The 17,857-nt window shown below is 52.9% G+C and carries 12 protein-coding genes; 5 read left to right on the top strand and 7 right to left on the bottom strand.

Features of this window, described 5'->3' with window-relative positions:
• Positions 1-188: 188 nt before the first annotated feature.
• The 3 genes from OSC37_RS17915 to OSC37_RS17925 form a co-directional block, all read right to left on the bottom strand.
• The gene (locus OSC37_RS17915) at positions 189-1,208 is read right to left on the bottom strand and encodes a hypothetical protein (RefSeq protein ID WP_267164384.1); all 1,020 of its coding nucleotides are present in this window, start codon (positions 1,206-1,208) and stop codon (positions 189-191) included.
• 854 nt (positions 1,209-2,062) lie between these two features.
• Positions 2,063-2,323 carry a hypothetical protein gene (locus tag OSC37_RS17920; protein WP_267164385.1) on the bottom strand — a complete coding sequence of 87 codons (261 nt, stop codon included), beginning with the start codon at positions 2,321-2,323 and terminating at the stop codon, positions 2,063-2,065.
• Positions 2,320-2,649, bottom strand: coding sequence for a hypothetical protein (locus OSC37_RS17925; protein ID WP_267164386.1), 330 nt, complete (start codon positions 2,647-2,649; stop codon positions 2,320-2,322). The genes OSC37_RS17920 and OSC37_RS17925 overlap by 4 nt, the downstream gene beginning before the upstream one ends.
• 409 nt (positions 2,650-3,058) lie before the next feature.
• On the opposite strand from OSC37_RS17925, the gene OSC37_RS17930 reads away from it, so the two are divergent.
• On the top strand, positions 3,059-7,333 hold the full coding sequence (locus tag OSC37_RS17930) for an Eco57I restriction-modification methylase domain-containing protein (RefSeq protein WP_267164397.1): 4,275 nt from the start codon (positions 3,059-3,061) through the stop codon (positions 7,331-7,333).
• A 260-nt stretch (positions 7,334-7,593) separates the two neighbouring features.
• Positions 7,594-7,761 carry a histone-like protein gene (locus OSC37_RS17935; RefSeq protein WP_267164387.1) on the top strand — a complete coding sequence of 56 codons (168 nt, stop codon included), beginning with the start codon at positions 7,594-7,596 and terminating at the stop codon, positions 7,759-7,761.
• Positions 7,762-8,085: 324 nt separating this feature from the next.
• Here OSC37_RS17935 and OSC37_RS17940 read toward each other — a convergent pair whose 3' ends face one another.
• Together OSC37_RS17940 and OSC37_RS17945 are read right to left on the bottom strand one after the other, a co-directional pair.
• Positions 8,086-8,847 carry an RPA family protein gene (locus OSC37_RS17940; protein ID WP_267164388.1) on the bottom strand — a complete coding sequence of 254 codons (762 nt, stop codon included), beginning with the start codon at positions 8,845-8,847 and terminating at the stop codon, positions 8,086-8,088.
• Entirely contained in the window at positions 8,848-9,780 is a 933-nt protein-coding gene (locus OSC37_RS17945; RefSeq protein WP_267164389.1) for a replication factor A, read from the bottom strand.
• A gap of 397 nt (positions 9,781-10,177) precedes the next feature.
• On the opposite strand from OSC37_RS17945, the gene OSC37_RS17950 reads away from it, so the two are divergent.
• Positions 10,178-11,866, top strand: a complete 1,689-nt coding sequence (locus tag OSC37_RS17950; protein WP_267164390.1) for a hypothetical protein — start codon at positions 10,178-10,180, stop codon at positions 11,864-11,866.
• Between the two features lie 680 nt (positions 11,867-12,546).
• Here the strand turns inward: OSC37_RS17950 and OSC37_RS17955 are convergent.
• On the bottom strand, positions 12,547-13,743 hold the full coding sequence (locus OSC37_RS17955) for a hypothetical protein (RefSeq protein ID WP_267164398.1): 1,197 nt from the start codon (positions 13,741-13,743) through the stop codon (positions 12,547-12,549).
• Between the two features lie 414 nt (positions 13,744-14,157).
• On the bottom strand, positions 14,158-14,802 hold the full coding sequence (locus OSC37_RS17960) for a 3'-5' exonuclease family protein (RefSeq protein WP_267164399.1): 645 nt from the start codon (positions 14,800-14,802) through the stop codon (positions 14,158-14,160).
• A gap of 348 nt (positions 14,803-15,150) precedes the next feature.
• Between OSC37_RS17960 and OSC37_RS17965 the strand changes: the two genes are divergently transcribed.
• Positions 15,151-16,482, top strand: a complete 1,332-nt coding sequence (locus OSC37_RS17965) for a hemolysin family protein (protein ID WP_267164400.1) — start codon at positions 15,151-15,153, stop codon at positions 16,480-16,482.
• Between the two features lie 114 nt (positions 16,483-16,596).
• Complete coding sequence (locus OSC37_RS17970) at positions 16,597-17,466, top strand: universal stress protein (RefSeq protein ID WP_267164401.1); 870 nt, start codon at positions 16,597-16,599, stop codon at positions 17,464-17,466.
• Positions 17,467-17,857: the final 391 nt, after the last annotated feature.

The raw sequence follows: 17,857 nt of genomic DNA on the forward strand, positions 1-17,857 counted from the left end.
ATCTGGTTGGCTGGATTCTTCCTGAGTCGTAGAGGATTCTATCTTTTCGTCTGAATTCCCCTCACTTTCGGGTCTTTGACAGTAAATGCACATCCTTAGATGATTTCGGTTCGGGCCCCACATGTACCTACCGGAAGTGAGCCAAAGCCGATAGAGAAACTTTCCTAAGAGTTTTGCTACCTATTGCCTCAGTCGGCTGGGACTGCACAAACAGAGCTACTCTCTCGGGTCGCTGTTCTTGCCGAGTAAACGAGCGTCCCGGTGAACAACACGATAGCGCCGACGACGAAAATCACCCCGAGTGGTGAGTCCGAATCGACAAACAGCCAATACAGTGGGGCCGCGATAGTGGAACTCACGGCCACGGTTGCGATATTCGCGACAAGTGGGCCACAGCAACCACAGGTACAGGAACCGACAATTGCTGCCGTTCCTGCGGTCCCTTCAGTCGTCCCTGCAGATTCGTTGACCCGCCAGCGCCGAGCGATGAGAGCTGCATTGAGTCCGACGAGAACACCGATAACACCGTTCAGTATGACAACTCCTGGTGAAATTGCGATAAACATCGGAATTTGCGGAAGAGCGATCTCTAGTGTCGGCCACTGGACGAGTTGATAGACAACTGGCAAGACGACGACAGTGGTCTCTGTCACACCACCATCCTCCCAGAAAAACGAAACATATCCCGTTCCCATCAGGAAAAACAGTGTAGCCACGACGGCGACACCGAGACTGAACTGCCGGACGACGCGATCTTGCAGAACAGCACGGAGGACTCCCCAGGCGTCAGTCCAGATGATGTATCCCACGAGTACAGGCGTACTCAAAACGATGAGGTAGCCGAGTGGGTGGGTGATGCTGGTGAGGTCCGGGAACAGTTCGGGGTAGAGAATCCAGGCACCCATCAGGATGCCGAGAAAGGTATAGCGCGGACGCGTCGGCCATCGGGTTATCCCAACGATGATGCTCACAATCATTGTGAGGAGGCCTGTCATCAGCGCGATGGGTGTGTACCACGCCCGCGGGAACGGCATTGAATCTGCCGTGTACGTGGGGTCGGGCGAAAGACCTTCGAAGACGATTGCACCCAAGCTAGCAAGGACTATTCCCAGGAAGACCACACCAAGCGCACGAGTTGGCGAGAGTCGCTCAGTGCGCTTTGCAAGAGCGCCTCCGACGAGTACCGCTATACCGACCAACAGAACCACGAGCCCGTGCCACTTTGTGACAAAATGTGGCGTTACGGCCTGTTCACCACCATGAGCGGATACAGCAGGTATCTGTGTGGCAAAGGTCACAAGAGTGAGTACCACTGAAAGCACTGACCGTCTCCATAACGACCGTCTGTGTCTCTGGCTGTCGGGAGGGGAACTGCTGGTATTAGCCACCATTAGTTGTTCAAAATAGGCTGTCTCGTTTTTTTCTTTCGCTGTGGGCCGGAGTCACAACCACAAACACCTGACTAGAGAAATCTTACAAATTCGGATATTATATTTTACATTCCTTTTACGATCCAATCCACCAGAAAAATGCGCGATTTCAAGCGTTGTTGAAGAGTCACGAAGAGGTAGCCATCCGGTAGCGGAAAGAAAGATATACAATTACTACACCGAATGTCACGGTGATTAGCCATTCGCCTGCTTTGGCTGTGGAGAGCATTGCAACGGTGTTGAGAGCGATTCCGACAACGTATATCGCTTGTAATCGGCTATCGATCATTAATCACGAAAGTGCTGCTTATGTTTAGTTCTTGATTTCTGTATCCACGGAGTTTGATCTCGTGTACTGATTGTCCCTTAGGTTGAAAAGTAAACTGATCTCTAAATCCGGGAGGTCCTGTGGAGGTCGAGGACCATGTCGGAGAGTATGGTTTCAATTCGCCCTTCTTGTCAAAATTCCGGTTGTTTGTAGAAAACCATCTGCTGAACCTGTGGAGTTTAGACATCAAAAATTGATATCGTGATATACCATTTATCCTGCAGGATTATTGGGGTCATGTCACCCAGGTTCCCACCCTGTCCTTTGGTCTGCTAATTGTTCTGTGACACTCTTCTCGTGTCTGTCAGTCTCGGCCCGGGACGACCTCGCTTTCCAGCCACTCGCGGTCAAGAACCTGATTATCGATCAGGATGTGAAGCACTGCGATTCGAGCAGCTTCTTCTCCTTTCATCGATTCGATGTACTCGATGGTCTCGGTCGTGTGCCGAACCGACCGATGTCCAAATCCGAGCCAGGCTGCTGACTGATCAATGAAGGCGTGGACTCCTTCGTCAGTGTAGCCGAGTAATTGCTCGTCGACAGCCATGTGTTCGTCCCGATTCACCGACGCCCACCTCGTGATTCGGATGAGACTCTGGGTTCCTGTTCTCTGCGCTCTTCTGCGAGTTCAGCAGACCGACCAATCAAATCCCGCGGCAGTGGCCGTCCTTCCTCGAGCATATCCCGATACATATCGAGCCACTCGTTCATCATGGACTGCACTTGATCTCTGGACTGGTCTTGCAACTCATCGTCATCGATATTCTTGAGGATGTTTTCCGCAGGATTCGTCCGTAGGACAACATCGAGTGCCATGTCGATGTTACGCTGGATGAGTTGGTTCCGGTCGAAGGAGTCTTTGAGTTCTTCGCGGGGGGTTTGATCTGTCATTGGAGCGTTTCCTTGATTTGGTCGTCGAGGTTGGTCAGATGCTGATTCACCCGCTGATTCCGTTTCTTCCGTTGGTGAGCGATCTCCGTTTTCTGGGTCTGGATCTGGTGCCATACAGAATCCTCCGTGGATGGTTGGTCAATGGTTTGCTCGCTGTTCCTCGCAACCTGAGCCACTACTGAAGCCAGCTCACCCTTCTCGTGGGAACGGAGGTGTTGATGTATCCCACTTGCTTCGTATTCTTCGTTGCAGACGGGGCATTCTGGCATGAGTCTCCCCGTATTATGTGGTATGTTGACAATCAACTTATTTTTTACCTCTGAGTATGTTGCAATTGTGAACGATTCGATGATGTTCGTTGTGTCTATCAATAGTTTCTTTGTGATTCGTTTTCCCTTCTAGTGTATTCATGAGTCAGGCTACGCTGAGTCCGTCGCCCTATCGCAATTCGAGTCTCTTTTCTGGGTATTATCTCGACGAGCGAATTGATGATCTCGAAGAATGGGACTGTGACCAGGAAGCCCACGAGACCTTCGAGGAACTACAACGTCTATGGGACGAGGAAGGCGGGCTGGTTGCGGGATACAAGGAACATGCGTTGTTGGGTTCGTGGATTGATGAGGTACTTGATATCCTAGGGTTCGGTAGACAATCAGAGACGACAATCCCCCGAGGGAATGGCTACAACGACCGGTTGCTATTCGCCTCTGAAGAAACCCGCCGAGATGCCGCCAAGCGTGGACTGGATGGGGACACCGAAGCGATGTACGGGATGGCAGCCGCTGTCTTAGAGGCAAAGCAGTGGGATGTCGATTTCACCAAGAAATTCAACGAAGATCGCTCGTACCGAGATGCCTCTCACCAGATCAAATACTATCTCGAACGGACGCCTGAGCGGTTACAGTGGGGAATTCTCACGAACGGCAAGAAATGGCGGCTCTACGGGACCAAAGACTACGCCACAGAGGTCTACTACGAAGTCGACCTTCCCGAACTGCTCGAATCTGGTGACATAGAGGAATTCAAATATTTCTATGCGTTCTTCCGGCCCGACGCATTCCGTGAAACTGGCGGAACAACGTTTCTCGACCGGGTCTGGAACGAGTCAGAAACCGCCGCACAGGAACTCGGTGAGGATTTGCAGGATAATGTATTCACCGCGCTGCGGGTTCTTGGTGAAGGATTCATCCACACGAATGACCTGAACATCGACCCTGACGATGCAGCGGCACGAGCAGAACTGAAAGAGCAGTCATTGGTGTTACTGTACCGGCTGATGTTCGTGCTGTATGCCGAATCTCGGGGACTGATCCATCCCGACGACCCTGACGCCCAAGAAGAGTACGACGAGCATTTCTCGCTCGATGAAGTCAGGCTGGAGATTCACGACCGGATCACATCGGGTGACTCATACGACGACTGGAGCGGGTACGCGACCCAAATCTGGGGACAGTTAGAGGACCTGTTCAATCTAATCGACGAAGGCCAGGAAAACCTCGGTATCCCTCCGTACAATGGCGGCCTCTTCAATGAGGAAGAACACACGTTCCTAGCCGACAACGAGGTTGCAGACCGATACATTGCGGAGGTCATTCATCGATTGGGGACGACCGAAAACGAAGAAGGAGAGCCAGTCCCAGCCGACTATGCCGATCTCGATACCCGTCACCTTGGCAGTATCTACGAAGGGCTCCTCGAACACGAATTCCGCATTGCGTCAGAACCGTATGCTGCCGTCGCTGAAGACGGTGGACAGGTCTGGAAGCCAGGAACGGAAGTGAGTGTGGCTGAGGCAGTCGAGACAGTCGAGGAGGGTGAGTTGTACGTCGTCAACGACGATGGTGAGCGGAAGGCCACTGGAGCCTACTACACGCCTGACTACGTGGTGAATTACATCGTTGAGGAGACGGTTGATCCACTGCTTGATGAGATTAGAGCCGATTTAGAGGCTGACGGGCTGGACCCGAGCGACCAGGAGTACTTCGGTCGATTCTACGCAGAGGTACAGGAGTTGAAGATTCTTGACCCGGCGATGGGTTCAGCGCACTTCCTCACAAGTGCTACCGCGTATCTGACCGAGCAAGTGATGGAGATTGTTCGTGAACAGGAGCGCCAGGGCCGGAACGAGCAAACGATCAGAAGAACAATCGCCAAAGAGTGTATCTACGGGGTCGATATCAACGGGATGGCAGTCGAGTTAGGGAAGCTCTCGATGTGGCTGGAGACGCTGGCAGCTAACAAACCGCTGGCGTTCCTCGATCACCATATTAAGCACGGAAACTCACTCGTGGGTTCGGATATCTCGGAGGTTTTGTCGGATGATTCTGAGGAGAACGGTGGGCAGTTGACGCTAACACAGTCGTTTGCCCACGCTCGCCAGCAAACGCTCGAACACGTTATGGATCTCATGGAGGAGCTGCTGGCAATCGACAACAACGACTTGGCCGATATCAAGTCGATGGAAGAACTCTACGATGAAATCCGTGACGACCCACTGTATCAGCGATTGTTCGAGATTGCGAACGTGCATACTGCCGAAGAATTTGGACTGGACATCCCCGAAGGGGTGTACGAGGAGATGGCTGGTGCAATTGAAGACGAAGGTGAGTGGGGGGAGATTCGTGGGAATGACTGGTTCAAGAGTGCACAAGCGATGGCTGATGAGGAAGAATTCTTCCACTGGGAACTGGAGTTCCCTGAGGTGTTCTTTGGATCTGATGGGGATAGATTAGGGGGTGCTGGGTTTGATGCGATTGTAGGGAACCCACCGTATATCCGCATTCAAACTCTTCGAAATAACACTCCCCAGCAGGCATCATACTTTACATCTAAATATCAATCTGCAACAGGGAATTTTGATATTTATGCTAATTTCACTGAAAAAGGTGAGATGCTACTTGGTAAAAACGGAATTCTCGGATATATAGAGCCACACAAGTTTTTCCAGAGTGACTTTGGTAAAGGGTTGCGTGAGTATCTTTCAAAACGAAAGTCTCTTTATAAGATAGTCTCTTTCCGACATAATCAGGTGTTTGAAGGGGCTTCTGTCTATACCTGTCTCCTTTTCATCAGAAAAGCCGAAACGACTGAATTTGAGTATGCCGAGATACCCCCTGAACAACTGTCTATGGGAGAGAATCCATCATTCAGATACATTGAGGCAGACTATGACGATAATCCGTGGATATTCCGCGATGCACAAACTGAAGCAATTTTAGAAAAAATTGCCGACGCTGGTCCGGACCTTGAAACCGTTACAAACCGTATATATCAAGGTCTTGTGACCAGCGGCGACTCGATATATTTACTTGAAAAGATTGAGGAAGCGGATGATGATTACGTAACAGTACGTAGTCAAGAAGACGGTGAGGAGTGGACACTCGAAACAGAGCTATTGAAACCTCTATTAAAGGGAGAAGATGTTCATCGGTATTATCCTCTCAACCCGAATTATTTTGTTATCTTTCCTTACTTATTGAGTGACACGGATGATGGGAGAGACGCTGAATTTGTCACAGAGGATGTGCTTGCAGAAAATTATCCCCGAACATATGATTATCTAAAGTCACATGAAGAATCGATCCGAGCAAGAGAAAGTGGTAAAATGGATCGTGATGGTTGGTATGATTATGTATATCCAAAAAACCTGACTGAATTCGAAGAAGAAAAAATACTGACGCCTGAGATTAGTTATGGAACGAACTTTACTTACGACTCTGACGGATTATACCACAAGACAAAGGTGTATGGTATAAAAACTAACGACAGCTATGTTAGTGAGAAATATCTCCTTCCAATCATTAATACCGATGTACTCTGGTACTTTTTGAAGAATACAGGATATGCTCTTCGTGGAGGGTATTTCACATTCAAAACTGATTATTTGAATCCTTTTTCGATACCCATTCCGTCTAACGATTCTACAGATTTCGACAAAGAACACTTCGTATCGAATTACGAGGGATATGTCTCGGGAAGTGATACTCTTGAGACGTTCGATATTGATGAAATAATAACGGGGGCAAATGAGGCCCTTCCAGAATTAGCTAACGAAATGATAGCTCTCCGTGATAATCGTGAATCACTTAATCTGTCTCTTCTTGACTATCTCGGCTCTTACTCAGAAGAGACTACTCTTGCAGATATTGGCTTTACACAACCACCACAGGGATCAGCTGATTCAATTCTTCAAGAGACGACAGAGCAGAAACCAAACCTCCGTCTCGGTGAGGTCACTGTTTCCCGTGAATCCGATACAACGGTCGAAATCCGATTGACTGCTCGCTACAAGCCCGACGACGAGGATGCGTATGAAACCGACCAATGGGGCTATACTGAGACTGACCCACTGCCTGCACTCCGAATCACGGATCTCACCGAAACCGAGGCGGACCTGATTGAGGCGTTCGTCCCGGTTGCTGTTGACGAGGCAGGCGGATTCGCAAACTTCCGTGAGACTGCGACGAAGACGAATTCGCTGGTTGACCGGCTACGGAAACTGACATTGCCTGCCGTCGATGAAGTTCGTGAGGGCTTGGAGAGCTACATTGCGACCAAAGAACGAGCTGAGGAACTGGAGGCCAAGATTGAGAAGACTGACGAGCTAATCGATGAGATTGTCTACGAGCTGTACGGACTCACCGACGAGGAAATCGAGATTGTGCAAGAAGCGGTCAGCGAATGATAGACACTGTGTGGTCGTGATTATCGCGCCAATTTGCACCAGTCTTGAAGGGGGAAGTGCCATCAGGAAAAGATGGTGAGTGGAGCCGTTCAGCAGATTGAGTGGCACTCCAGCTAATCGCTTGATTGTGTCGGTCTTGATCACCCGTCACGAATAGGTCTGACATCCGCAAATTGAGGACACAGAGGAGTTCCGGCACGAGACAGCCGTCTGCGTAGCGTATCAGAAGCTATTTGAATTTCTCATCTCGATTCTCTTGTATGGTAAATCTTGTTGTCAAAGCGGCTGTCCAGGAAGAACTCGATGAAATGAACGTCGCCTCTGATCTCTACGAGGCCCTTGACGAAGATGTTGAGGAATTGCTCGCGGACGCTGCACGCCGAGCCCAACAGAACGAGCGCAAGACCGTCCAACCACGGGACTTGTAAGCCCGGAACATCAATATCAACGTATTCCGCTAGCTCCGCCAGTTTACCAAAAACCGACCCAAAAACGACTGATGATATTTTGTGAATTGCAGATTCCGTGGTCGTGCCTACCGCGCCAATTTGCACCAGTCTTGAAGCAGGAGTGCCGTCGGGAAGGATGGGGAGTGGAGCCGTTCAGCAGATCGAGTGGCACTCCAGCTAATCGCTTGACTGTGTCGGTCTTAATACCCCGTCAGATATGTGTCTGACTGGTTCCGTGGGGTGCGTACGGGAGCGGTGTGGACTGGTCCTGTCTAACTCTGAGACGGCAGTGACCAACCGGCGTTACGACTGCGGGTCGGTTGTATCGAGTCCCAGTTCATCTGACTCGAACTCTCCAAGTGGCTCATCATCGTCAGTGTTCTCAGCCTCCTGACTGCCAGCCTCCGCGTCTGATGTTGTTACGTCCGACGGGTCGGTTGCCGGAGTGTCTGGGTCGTCAGCTCCGTCTCCTGGTCTCTGTTGGTCTGTGACGCTATCCAGTGACTCCACGGCTTCGATAACGGCTTGGCGATACGGGTCAACTGTGCTTCCGTACTGTTGGCGTGCGAGTTCGACATACTGGCCACTGGGTGTATTGACTGCCTCAAGCCGATCGAGGGTCTGCTGAGCGGTTTCTGCCACCCACCGATTCCGGGTCGCTTCGTCAACGACGGTGATGTGTTCCGGGCGCAGCGAGACGTTTGTCTCGCCATCGTCGGTGTCGTACGTTCGCGGTTTCCCGACAACGGCGACGAACGCAGGCGGGTCGAGTTCCCGCAGGAGCGCCGCGGCATCGGGCTGATACTGCCCGGCGTAGACAAACACGGTGCCAGTTGGATCAACGATCCGGCCCTGCCAGTACTCGTCGTCGCTGCCGACATCGTTGGTCTCGGTTACCGTCCCGACGATGAAGACCCGGTTGGCTTTCGCTCCTGTGGGGAGCAGTGCGTAGACCGGTGCCCGGTCGTCATCGGATTCGCGGAAGGTGTGTGTGGCGTCGTTAAATTCGCGTGCGAACACTCGGTGGGCCAGTTCACGTTGGGGTGCCTGGTCTTGCTGACTCATCTACATCGACCTCGCACGAATCAGAATTTGGTCGGGATCGTCCATCTGGCCAAGGCGCTCGAACTCGTCAACGAGGAGGTACCGGCCCATGATCGGGCCGGACACACGGTAGTACTGCCCCAGCGTGGCATCCTGAATGTCGTCAGTAACCACACTCGTATCGAGTGCGTCCATCGCCCGTTCTTGGGCTTCTGCCAGCGAGATGCCACTGACTGCTTCGGTTTCCTCTTTGCCAAAGATCACGTCCTGGACAGTGTCGCCATCGTCGAGAACGCCTTTGATTCGGAGATCGAAGTCGCCTTCTTGCTCGCCGTGTTCCGAACAGCGTCCGTTCTGGAGGACACGAGTGCAATCGTCTGCAGGACAGCGCTTGATGAGCCCACTGCCTTGTTGGATATCGACGAGTGCGCCAGCCAGTTCGGTGCTGTTGTCACCAACCTCGATCTCTTGGTCGCGGTCCTCGATCGTGGTGGTGGAGTTGAGTTTGACAGAATACTGGCCCTGGTACTCGTCAGTGACAAGATTCTGGAGATGGTAGGCGTGGCCCTCGCTGAGCGCTGGCAGATCGGATTTGGCCCATGCAGTGAACTTGATGGTCCCTGTCTCGTCACCGAGAAGACCAACTTGGCCGATTGCGTCACTTCGTGGCTCCCACAACTCGACGACTTTGGCCGTCAGATCGACCCACTCCTCGGGTTTGTCAATCTCGGAGATGGAGACGGTTTGATTCTCCATATCGCCATCATCCGGGTCGATATTTGTGTCGTCAAGATAGTTGTTCATGATACTGCGGCGAGCTTCGTCAGTCGGTACTTGATAGTCCTCAACGAGTGTGGTCAGTTTGTCGTGAATCTCAGCTGGCTCAACATCGGCGCTGTCGGGGAGTTGGTCACAGATATCTGTGGCTTCGTGGGAAAGATCAGTTTCAGTCATGGTGGGTGGTGTTGTGTTGTCTCCATTCGATGCGACGGGAGATATCGATTGTGGCGGGTGGAAAACGAAAGTCGTGTTGATTGGCGGCGAGAGCAGATGAGTGAAATCGTGACCACGGTTCCGACATCGGTTTGGGACGACAAGCGTGAAATCGTCTACAGGATGCAGTACCACTCCATTCCAAGCATGGTGGTCTTTCGAGGGGGCGTATAAGAACACGAGCGGTGGTCCATCTCTCTGTAAGCTGTTGCTTGGTGTGAAACAGTGCTGACAATCTTTTTGTCGGATAGTACGTGTCTTTTGATAGAAACGTTACAGTATGTCCCCTCCCTTTACCTCCAACAACGACGCCAGTGCGACACAGACGAGTCAGACTCGACGCCGATTCCTGGTCGGGATGAGCGCCCTGACAGCAGCATTGGCTGGCTGCACCGGCGATAACGATGAAGAATCAGACGACAACTCTGCCGACGACACGCCAACCGACAACACGCCAATTGATGATACTCCGACTGACACTCCAACTGACACCCCAACGGACACGTTCGACCCGGCAAGTGACTTGCCATACGGCCAGTGGCTGACGACAGACCAGAGTGGGCTGTTTTTTGCCTACGCCAATTTAGATAATCTTCCGGAACACGGCGTAACTGGCACTAATGGGTCTTCAGAACCATCCGTCGACGATCCGCTGGCTCTGTATCCGCTCGTCATAGGCGGGGCAGCTGTCGGAGTTAGCCAATTGACGCTCTCATTTGCTGGGCTCGGCCAAGCCGTGAGCTCCACGGCTACGTCCGACTCGACAGTAAGTGAGATTACTGCCACAAATAGGGTCATAATCGCCGAAGGCTCCTTTGCAACCGACCAGTTGCACGAACGATTGATCGAGCCTACAGACGAAACGTTTGGTATTGCCTACGAACAAACCAGCACAGACCGTGGGTTCGACCGGTATGAGCCCGTTGAAGCTCCTGATTCAGTGAACGATCCACCTGTGGTAGCAGTCGCAGACGAGACAGTCATTGTTGGGCCAGATACCAGCCAACTCGAGCAGACAATTGCCGCCGGAGACGGGGACCAGTCCAGGATCTTCGAGACAAACGAAAACGTGACAGAACTGCTCGAACAGGCCGGGTCCGGTGACCTTGTAGTTGGTCAGCTCGGGCCAGCAACGGGTGAACGACTATTCGGAGACTTCCAGCCCAACACTGACATGCAGTTTGGACCACAGCCCGGCGAAAACGTGGTGTCGGCAGTGGAGTTCGACGCAGGTGGAGACACGTTCGAATCGCGGTTTGCCCTTACCGCGACCGAACTCAGTGCGGACAGACAAGAGACAATCAAGACGTCATTCGGAACAGCGACAATCGACAACTCAAGATCAGTCGAGGTGAGTGACGACCACATCACTGCGACCGGAACGTATGATATCGAACAACTGACTGAGGACTCGACAAAGAAAGAACTCTCAGAGGCAGCGGCTGCAGAACTGGTGTCGCCAGAGGCGCTCACGTTCCAGTACGAACCCCCCGGTGACCAGCAGTTCGGTGAACTCTGGGTAACAGTCACCGAAGAGACTGACGCAGCAGGAATTAGGGTAGAGGCTGATTCGGGCGGATACGCCGAGATCCAGCCACAGGAACGGTCTGTCGGCACTGATGACAGTGTTGCGGCACAAGTTGATCCGGAAGGAGACTCGGTGACCGCCTTTGCCGTTAACAGCGAGGGTGCAATCGGTGAACTCACGACGGTGTCCGTCCCCACAGACAACTTGTCTGAGAAAGCGGCCAGCCAGGCGGTTCCGGCAGATGCACTGTCGTTTAATTACGAGTCCGCTGATACTGGCGATTTCGGGTCGCTCACGATCGAAGTCGTTGCCGACACTGACGCCAAGACACTCGTCGCACAACCACAGGAGGCACCGAGCCTGTTCACCGACCGCGTCGGTTCGCTGACCAGCGACGAACCAGTCGGTACTGGTACAACTCTCCAGACAGCCGTGGAGCCAGATGGCGATGAGGTCATTGTGTATGGGACTGTCGACAGTGCCACTGGGGAGGTTGCCCGCTGGCAAGGTCCAGAGTAGTCAGGTGATTCTGTTCCCGGGTGTTCATACCCGTCATGCAAGACTCGCGCTGTCTCTCTTGCACGGGAACTTGTGACGAATCACGAACTAAGTAGTTGCCTCGCCAGATGAGAGACGGGCATCTCAGAGAGTGGGAGCAGAGCCAGGAGGTTATTCGTGCGGTAGTCGAATATCGATATGCGGGCACGTAGTTCAGTCCGGCAGAACACCCGGATCAAGATCGGCTCACCGGGGACGTGAGTCCGCGCGGCACGTCCCGCGGCCATCGGTCAGTGGGCCGATCATCCGGACGGCCCTGGGTTCAAATCCTCGCGTGCCCATCTTGGAACCGGGTACGTTCGCACAGCGAGACCCCCCACTGTTTCATCTGTTAGCGTGTCGTAGAATCGTTCACAACTGCTCAGTAGCGATGTGGGCTGGCCGCTGAGGAAACTACCGATAAAACTGATATTCGAATTGGTATGCAACATACAGAGAGTGAGTTCAGCAGTCGATCACTGTCGACTCGTCCTAATCATTTACAAGCTATTACATCAGTAAGGATTTGGTTTTGTTATCGATAATATAAAAACAATTATTCGGTCTCTATTTAAATTTGCTTGATATATTTTATATACTTGAAAAGTGTTATTGCAGTTTCGCTCTACTCGATAACGGGCTCCGAAGTAGACCTGGTTGTATTATCTGAACCGATCTGGGTCTTCAACCTCAAATGTGAACTCTTCTCCCTCGGAACTCCCGTAAATCGTTCCAAAAACTTCGCGGCCGTCGTCGTGCCTAGCCTCAATTTCATACTCCCCGTGTTCCTGTGATGGGGCTGCGATTCCCGTTTCTGAGCCATCTTCTGCAATCATGTATCCCTCTCCATCTGTCGTGAAATTGTTCTCACCACTTCCGCCTGGTGTTCTGATACTAATTGGCGTGAAATCTTCCAGTGGTTCGCCAGCAGTATCGACGAGTTGGACTTCGGTTCGGTAGGCTTCAGGTATTTCGACCCGACCGAGGAAAGTGACCTCCGAAGTTACTTCTTGTCGTCCAGCCAGGTCGAAGACAGGAGGAACACCGTTGAACTCACCCGGTTCGGTATACAATGGTACTCCACCAATAGTGTAGCGAGGCTCGTAAGGATGGTCAAGCACGAAGTGGCCTGAGTCATCAACTGATGTCCGGGTGTACTCAAACTCGCCATCTTTAACCGCGAACGCTTGAATTCCTGCGCCGCTCAATGAGGAATCACCCTCCGAGACGACAGATCCGAACAGGCTAGGTTCGTCTATGGCTGCGAATACGTCAACGTCAACAGACCTAGTTTCTTCGCCAAGCGTGAGTGTGAGGTTGTACCGACCAGCATCGATTACTTCGGCATCAAATTCAGCTGTCAGTGGGAGTGATTCACCTGTTGCAATACTCTCCTCAACCGTGGTTCTGACCGGTCCGAATTCGACTGTGATTTCTGCTGTCCCATCAGCATCGCCAGAGTTTTCGACAAAGGCCGTAGCTTCGTACGTCGTCTGGTCCGGCATGATTACTCGCTCAGCCTGGACATCAACCAAACCAAACGCAGGCTCAGGCTCCGGCGTCGGCGTCTCTTCTTCCTGTTCCGGTGTTGGTGTCGTCGTCGGTTCCGGCGTCGGCGTCTCTTCTTCTTGCTCGGGCGTTGGTGTCGTCGTCGGTTCCGGTGTCTCATCCTCTTCTTCATCATCGTCGCCGGAACACCCAGCAAGGACGATACTGCCAGTGATGGATCCACAGACCTGTAGGAAGCGGCGTCTCTCTCTTTTCACATTTGCAGGCACAAATAGCGGCATATTATATTTTATGAATACCACACTATATTGAAGGAATATCACATAATGAGTTTGTGATTTTTCAAGCAAGTTTATGTTTATTGTCTATCCATGTACAAGGGCTTGAAATATTGGTCTCGACAGGCCAAGATTTGGTTCGCCGTTTTGCAAGACTCGCGCGTTCCATCTTGCACACGACTCTTGACAAGAAGTGGATAGGCAGACCGTGCGATGGGTTCTGTGACACGCTATATATTTCACCATCCCGCGTGCCGAGTGAAACTCCCCGGTATCGATTTGTAACTCGGACTTCGTGAATGCCGAACACGGCAGGCTGTGAATGGTATGTCCGTTTTCACACACCCCACCGTTTCCGCTGTTTCCTGAGAACGTACTTTGAGGGACTGCCGTGGCTCTGTTCGCAGAGTCCTCCGCTACACCCGCAGAATGGGCAGGATTTAGTCCTCGACAGCGGCAGTCCCGACCCGGTCTGAGCATGTCTGCTCAACTCTGGGGTGGTGCGAGATTCTTCATCGAGAAGTCGGACTTGGGGACGTACTCACTGGCGAGGCTGGTGAGCTCTCGCGTGCGCTCGATGTCGGCCAGATTGTGCTTCAGCAGCGGGAGCCAGTCTCCGTGTTCCCAGGTTTCGACGGCACGTTTCGAGTCGTCGAAGGGATCGCAACTCTCGTCGCCAATCAGCCGGTCGTAGACGCCGACGAGATCGCCCGTGTCGCCCGTGTCGAACCGCTGAATGGCTTCCATCGTGTCCGCGTAGGCAACGTCGTCAAACGGCCATGCGACGTTATTGCGGTGACACGCTGAGCGCAGGAACGGGAGGTCGAAGCCACCGTTCCAGGTCTCGCCGTTGTAAGCGGTCAGATACTCGTCCTCGCCGAGTCGCTCGTCAACATACCCGTCGACGGCTTCGAGCAGCGCCGCTTCATGCTCGACGACACGGAGGCCGACTGGATTCTCGACACACTGCCGAAGTTCGTCGAGAAGGTGGTCACTGTCGGCGTGACGACCACCCGTGTTCAATACCATCCAACTGCCGAGATCGTCGGTGAATCCGGCGACGGTGATGACGGCATCTTGTGCAAGCCCTGATGTTTCGATATCGAACGCGACTGGTGAGAGAGTTCCCATACGAGAATAGTCTGTTGGGATGGGAAATAAAACCAAGTAAACCAGACTGAAAGTGTAATTCGGGATATTCCGATAGGTTTGTATTTCTATTATTTCTGTGATATCGTCTATTTACATCGTATTGGTGTTTTTTGGTGGCATCAGACTAGTGAATACTGGTGACAATGCCAGATGGAACCCTCGGTGATTCAAGACGTTTCTCTGGTGACATCCTCCGCACCGTTCACCGCGAGATTCTCTCGCTGAATCAAGATAGCCAGGGGTTACTTTTTGGCGCACCTAGTAGGCGGTAGTATGTGGACTTCCCTGCTCACAGCACTATCCGAGGGTTGGCTTTTATAGTACACTGTGCCGATCACCGGCATCGAACTGGGTCAAACAGCAGTCACCGCTATCGGTTTGAGCCTGATTTTGCTGCTCTTGGTCGGGTCGGGGTTTTTCTCCTCGTCGGAGATTGCGTTGTTCTCTCTCCCAAACCACCAGATTGACGCGATGGTCGAACGAAACCTGCCCGGAGCGAAAGCGGTCAAGTCTCTCAAAGAGGACCCTCATCGCCTCCTCGTGACGATTCTTGTCGGAAATAATATCGTCAACATCACTATGTCCTCTATCTCGACAACTATCGTCGGCTTCTACTTCGACGCCGGCACAGCAGTCATCGTCTCGTCGCTCGGTATTACGTCGATGGTGCTAGTATTTGGCGAGAGCGCACCCAAATCGTACGCCGTCGAGAACACCGAACTGCACGCACGACGCGTTGCCCTCGGACTAACCGCTGTCAAGAAGGTGCTGTGGCCACTCATAACGGTGTTTTACTACCTGACACGCATCGTGAACCAAATTACGGGCGGCAGTCCGTCCATGGAGTCGACGTACGTCACGCGGGATGAGATTCGGAATATGATTCAGACGGGCGGGCGCGAGGGCGTCCTTGACGAGGAGGAACGCCAGCGCCTCCAGCGTGCTCTGCGGTTCACCGACGCCAGTGCCAAGGAAGTGATGACCCCGCGACTCGACATGGCGGCTATTTCGAGCGAGGCGACCGTTGAGCAAGCAATCAGAAAGTGCATCGGGTCAGGACATGCTCGTCTCCCGGTGTATGAGGGCTCGCTCGACAACGTCGTCGGTGTCTTCGACATCCGTGACTTGACCGAGTCGAACTACGACGAATTCGCCGACAGCAAGGTCGAAAATGAGGCCAGTCAGACGCTTCACGTTCCCGAATCGAAGAACGTCGATACACTCTTCTCCGAGATGCGCGAGAATCGACTGCACATGGTCATCGTGGTCGACGAGTTCGGTGCCACTGAGGGTCTCATCACGATGGAAGACATGACCGAAGAGATAGTCGGTGAGATACTAGCGGGTGACGAGGAAACGCCGATTCAGTTCGCCGGTGACGATGCTATCCTTGTGAACGGCGAGGTCAACATCGAGGAAATCAACGAAGCGCTCGACATCGTACTGCCAGAAGGCGAGGAGTTCGAGAGCATCGCAGGCTTTGTGTTCAACCTTGCAGGCCGGCTCGTTGAACAGGACGAGGAGTTCGACTACGAGAACGTCACACTTCGAGCCGAACAGGTGGAAAACACCCGTATCCAGAAAGTCAGGGTGACAGTCGACCGCGACACTGTCGGCGCAGTCGACGAAGACATACCGGACGAGAACGACGCTGATTGACCACAGTATCTCGGCGGGAGTCGCCTCTGCGAGGCGTCGACAGCAGGAAGGGAGTCACATAGAGAGACAGTACAAACTATTAGGGGAACAGATGACGAACCAGCACACAGACAAATGTACGAGAACATCCTGCTTCCGTACGACGGTAGCGATGGTGCAACTGAGGTACTCTACCACGCCAGCGAGATCGCACACTGGGCCGGTGCGACCATCAACGTCATCTACGTTGCCGATACCGCGCGTGACAGTGTCACGGTCGTCGAAGGCCAGACTGTCGATGTCCTCGAACGACAAGGCGAAGATATTCTTGAGGAGGCCGCAAAAACACTTGACACCCTCGGGAACAGGTACAAGACAGACGTCGTCCAGGGTAATCCAGCCCCGACCATCATCGACTACGCCGAGCGATACGACCAAGACCTCGTCGTGATGCCAACCCACGGCCGTGAGGGGGTTTCACGATATCTTCTCGGCAGCGTCTCCGAGAAGGTCGTCCGTCTCTCGTCGGTTCCCGTACTCACAGTCCGCATGCAACCCGACGAACAACTGGCGTTCCCTTACGAGAACATCCTCATCCCGACCGACGGGAGTACCGCAGCGACACACGCTGCGGAGTCGCTGATCGAACTCGCGGCGGCGCTAGATGCGACTGTACACGTCCTGTCTGTCGTAGACGATACCGTCGGTGAAGCGGATGTCCGTTCGACGGCGTCCGAGACGGAGAGCGAACAAGCCACGACCGACGCTGTCGAAACTGTCGTCTCACAGGCCAACGCCTGTGGAGTGGCGAACACTGTCCGCCACATCGAATACGGCTCACCCGTCGAGGAAATACTGGAGAGTATCGAATCACACGAAATAGACGCTGTCGGGATGGGGACGACCGGAAAACGCGGGACTGACCGCATTCTTCTCGGAAGCGTGGCAGAAAAAACGGTTCGCTCCGCACCCGTTCCCGTGATGACTATCGCGGACTCGGAGTGACATACGACGGCCAACTGGTCACAGCAAGCTCGTTATGTGACCCGACGGTCTGCACGGCTGGGGGGAATTATTACGTAGTCGCTACGATATAGCCGACTACACCTCCGAGTACGACGACCAACACAGCCGTGACCAACAGTATTAACGAGAGCAAACCGACCTCAGTGGTCGGCTCGTCGGTGTCTGGGTTCTCTGCCATAGTTCGACGTTGGCACTGCAATACTAAAACTTGCTCTGTTGAATAGCGGCCTCTGATCAAGGTAGAAGCGACACCGACTTTGGGACCACTTGGTACACCCACTCACGAACCGATCTACATTATCCTTGCCAACACAATCACCGCTATTCAACAGAGCACTAAAACTGACGCTGTTGTCAGTGTTGGGACTCA

The sequence above is a fragment of the Halovenus salina genome (assembly GCF_026410925.1).
In the GTDB taxonomy this organism is placed as follows: Archaea; Halobacteriota; Halobacteria; order Halobacteriales; family Haloarculaceae; genus Halovenus; species Halovenus salina.

What these genes read in the sequence shown, in the direction of transcription:
- OSC37_RS17940 (WP_267164388.1), bottom strand. Translation starts at nt 8,847, where the DNA reads ATGAGTCAGCAAGACCAGGCACCCCAACGTGAACTGGCCCACCGAGTG.
- OSC37_RS17935 (WP_267164387.1), top strand. Translation starts at nt 7,594, where the DNA reads ATGGTAAATCTTGTTGTCAAAGCGGCTGTCCAGGAAGAACTCGATGAA.
- OSC37_RS17930 (WP_267164397.1), top strand. Translation starts at nt 3,059, where the DNA reads ATGAGTCAGGCTACGCTGAGTCCGTCGCCCTATCGCAATTCGAGTCTC.
- OSC37_RS17970 (WP_267164401.1), top strand. Translation starts at nt 16,597, where the DNA reads ATGTACGAGAACATCCTGCTTCCGTACGACGGTAGCGATGGTGCAACT.
- OSC37_RS17945 (WP_267164389.1), bottom strand. Translation starts at nt 9,780, where the DNA reads ATGACTGAAACTGATCTTTCCCACGAAGCCACAGATATCTGTGACCAA.
- OSC37_RS17960 (WP_267164399.1), bottom strand. Translation starts at nt 14,802, where the DNA reads ATGGGAACTCTCTCACCAGTCGCGTTCGATATCGAAACATCAGGGCTT.
- OSC37_RS17925 (WP_267164386.1), bottom strand. Translation starts at nt 2,649, where the DNA reads ATGACAGATCAAACCCCCCGCGAAGAACTCAAAGACTCCTTCGACCGG.
- OSC37_RS17950 (WP_267164390.1), top strand. Translation starts at nt 10,178, where the DNA reads ATGAGCGCCCTGACAGCAGCATTGGCTGGCTGCACCGGCGATAACGAT.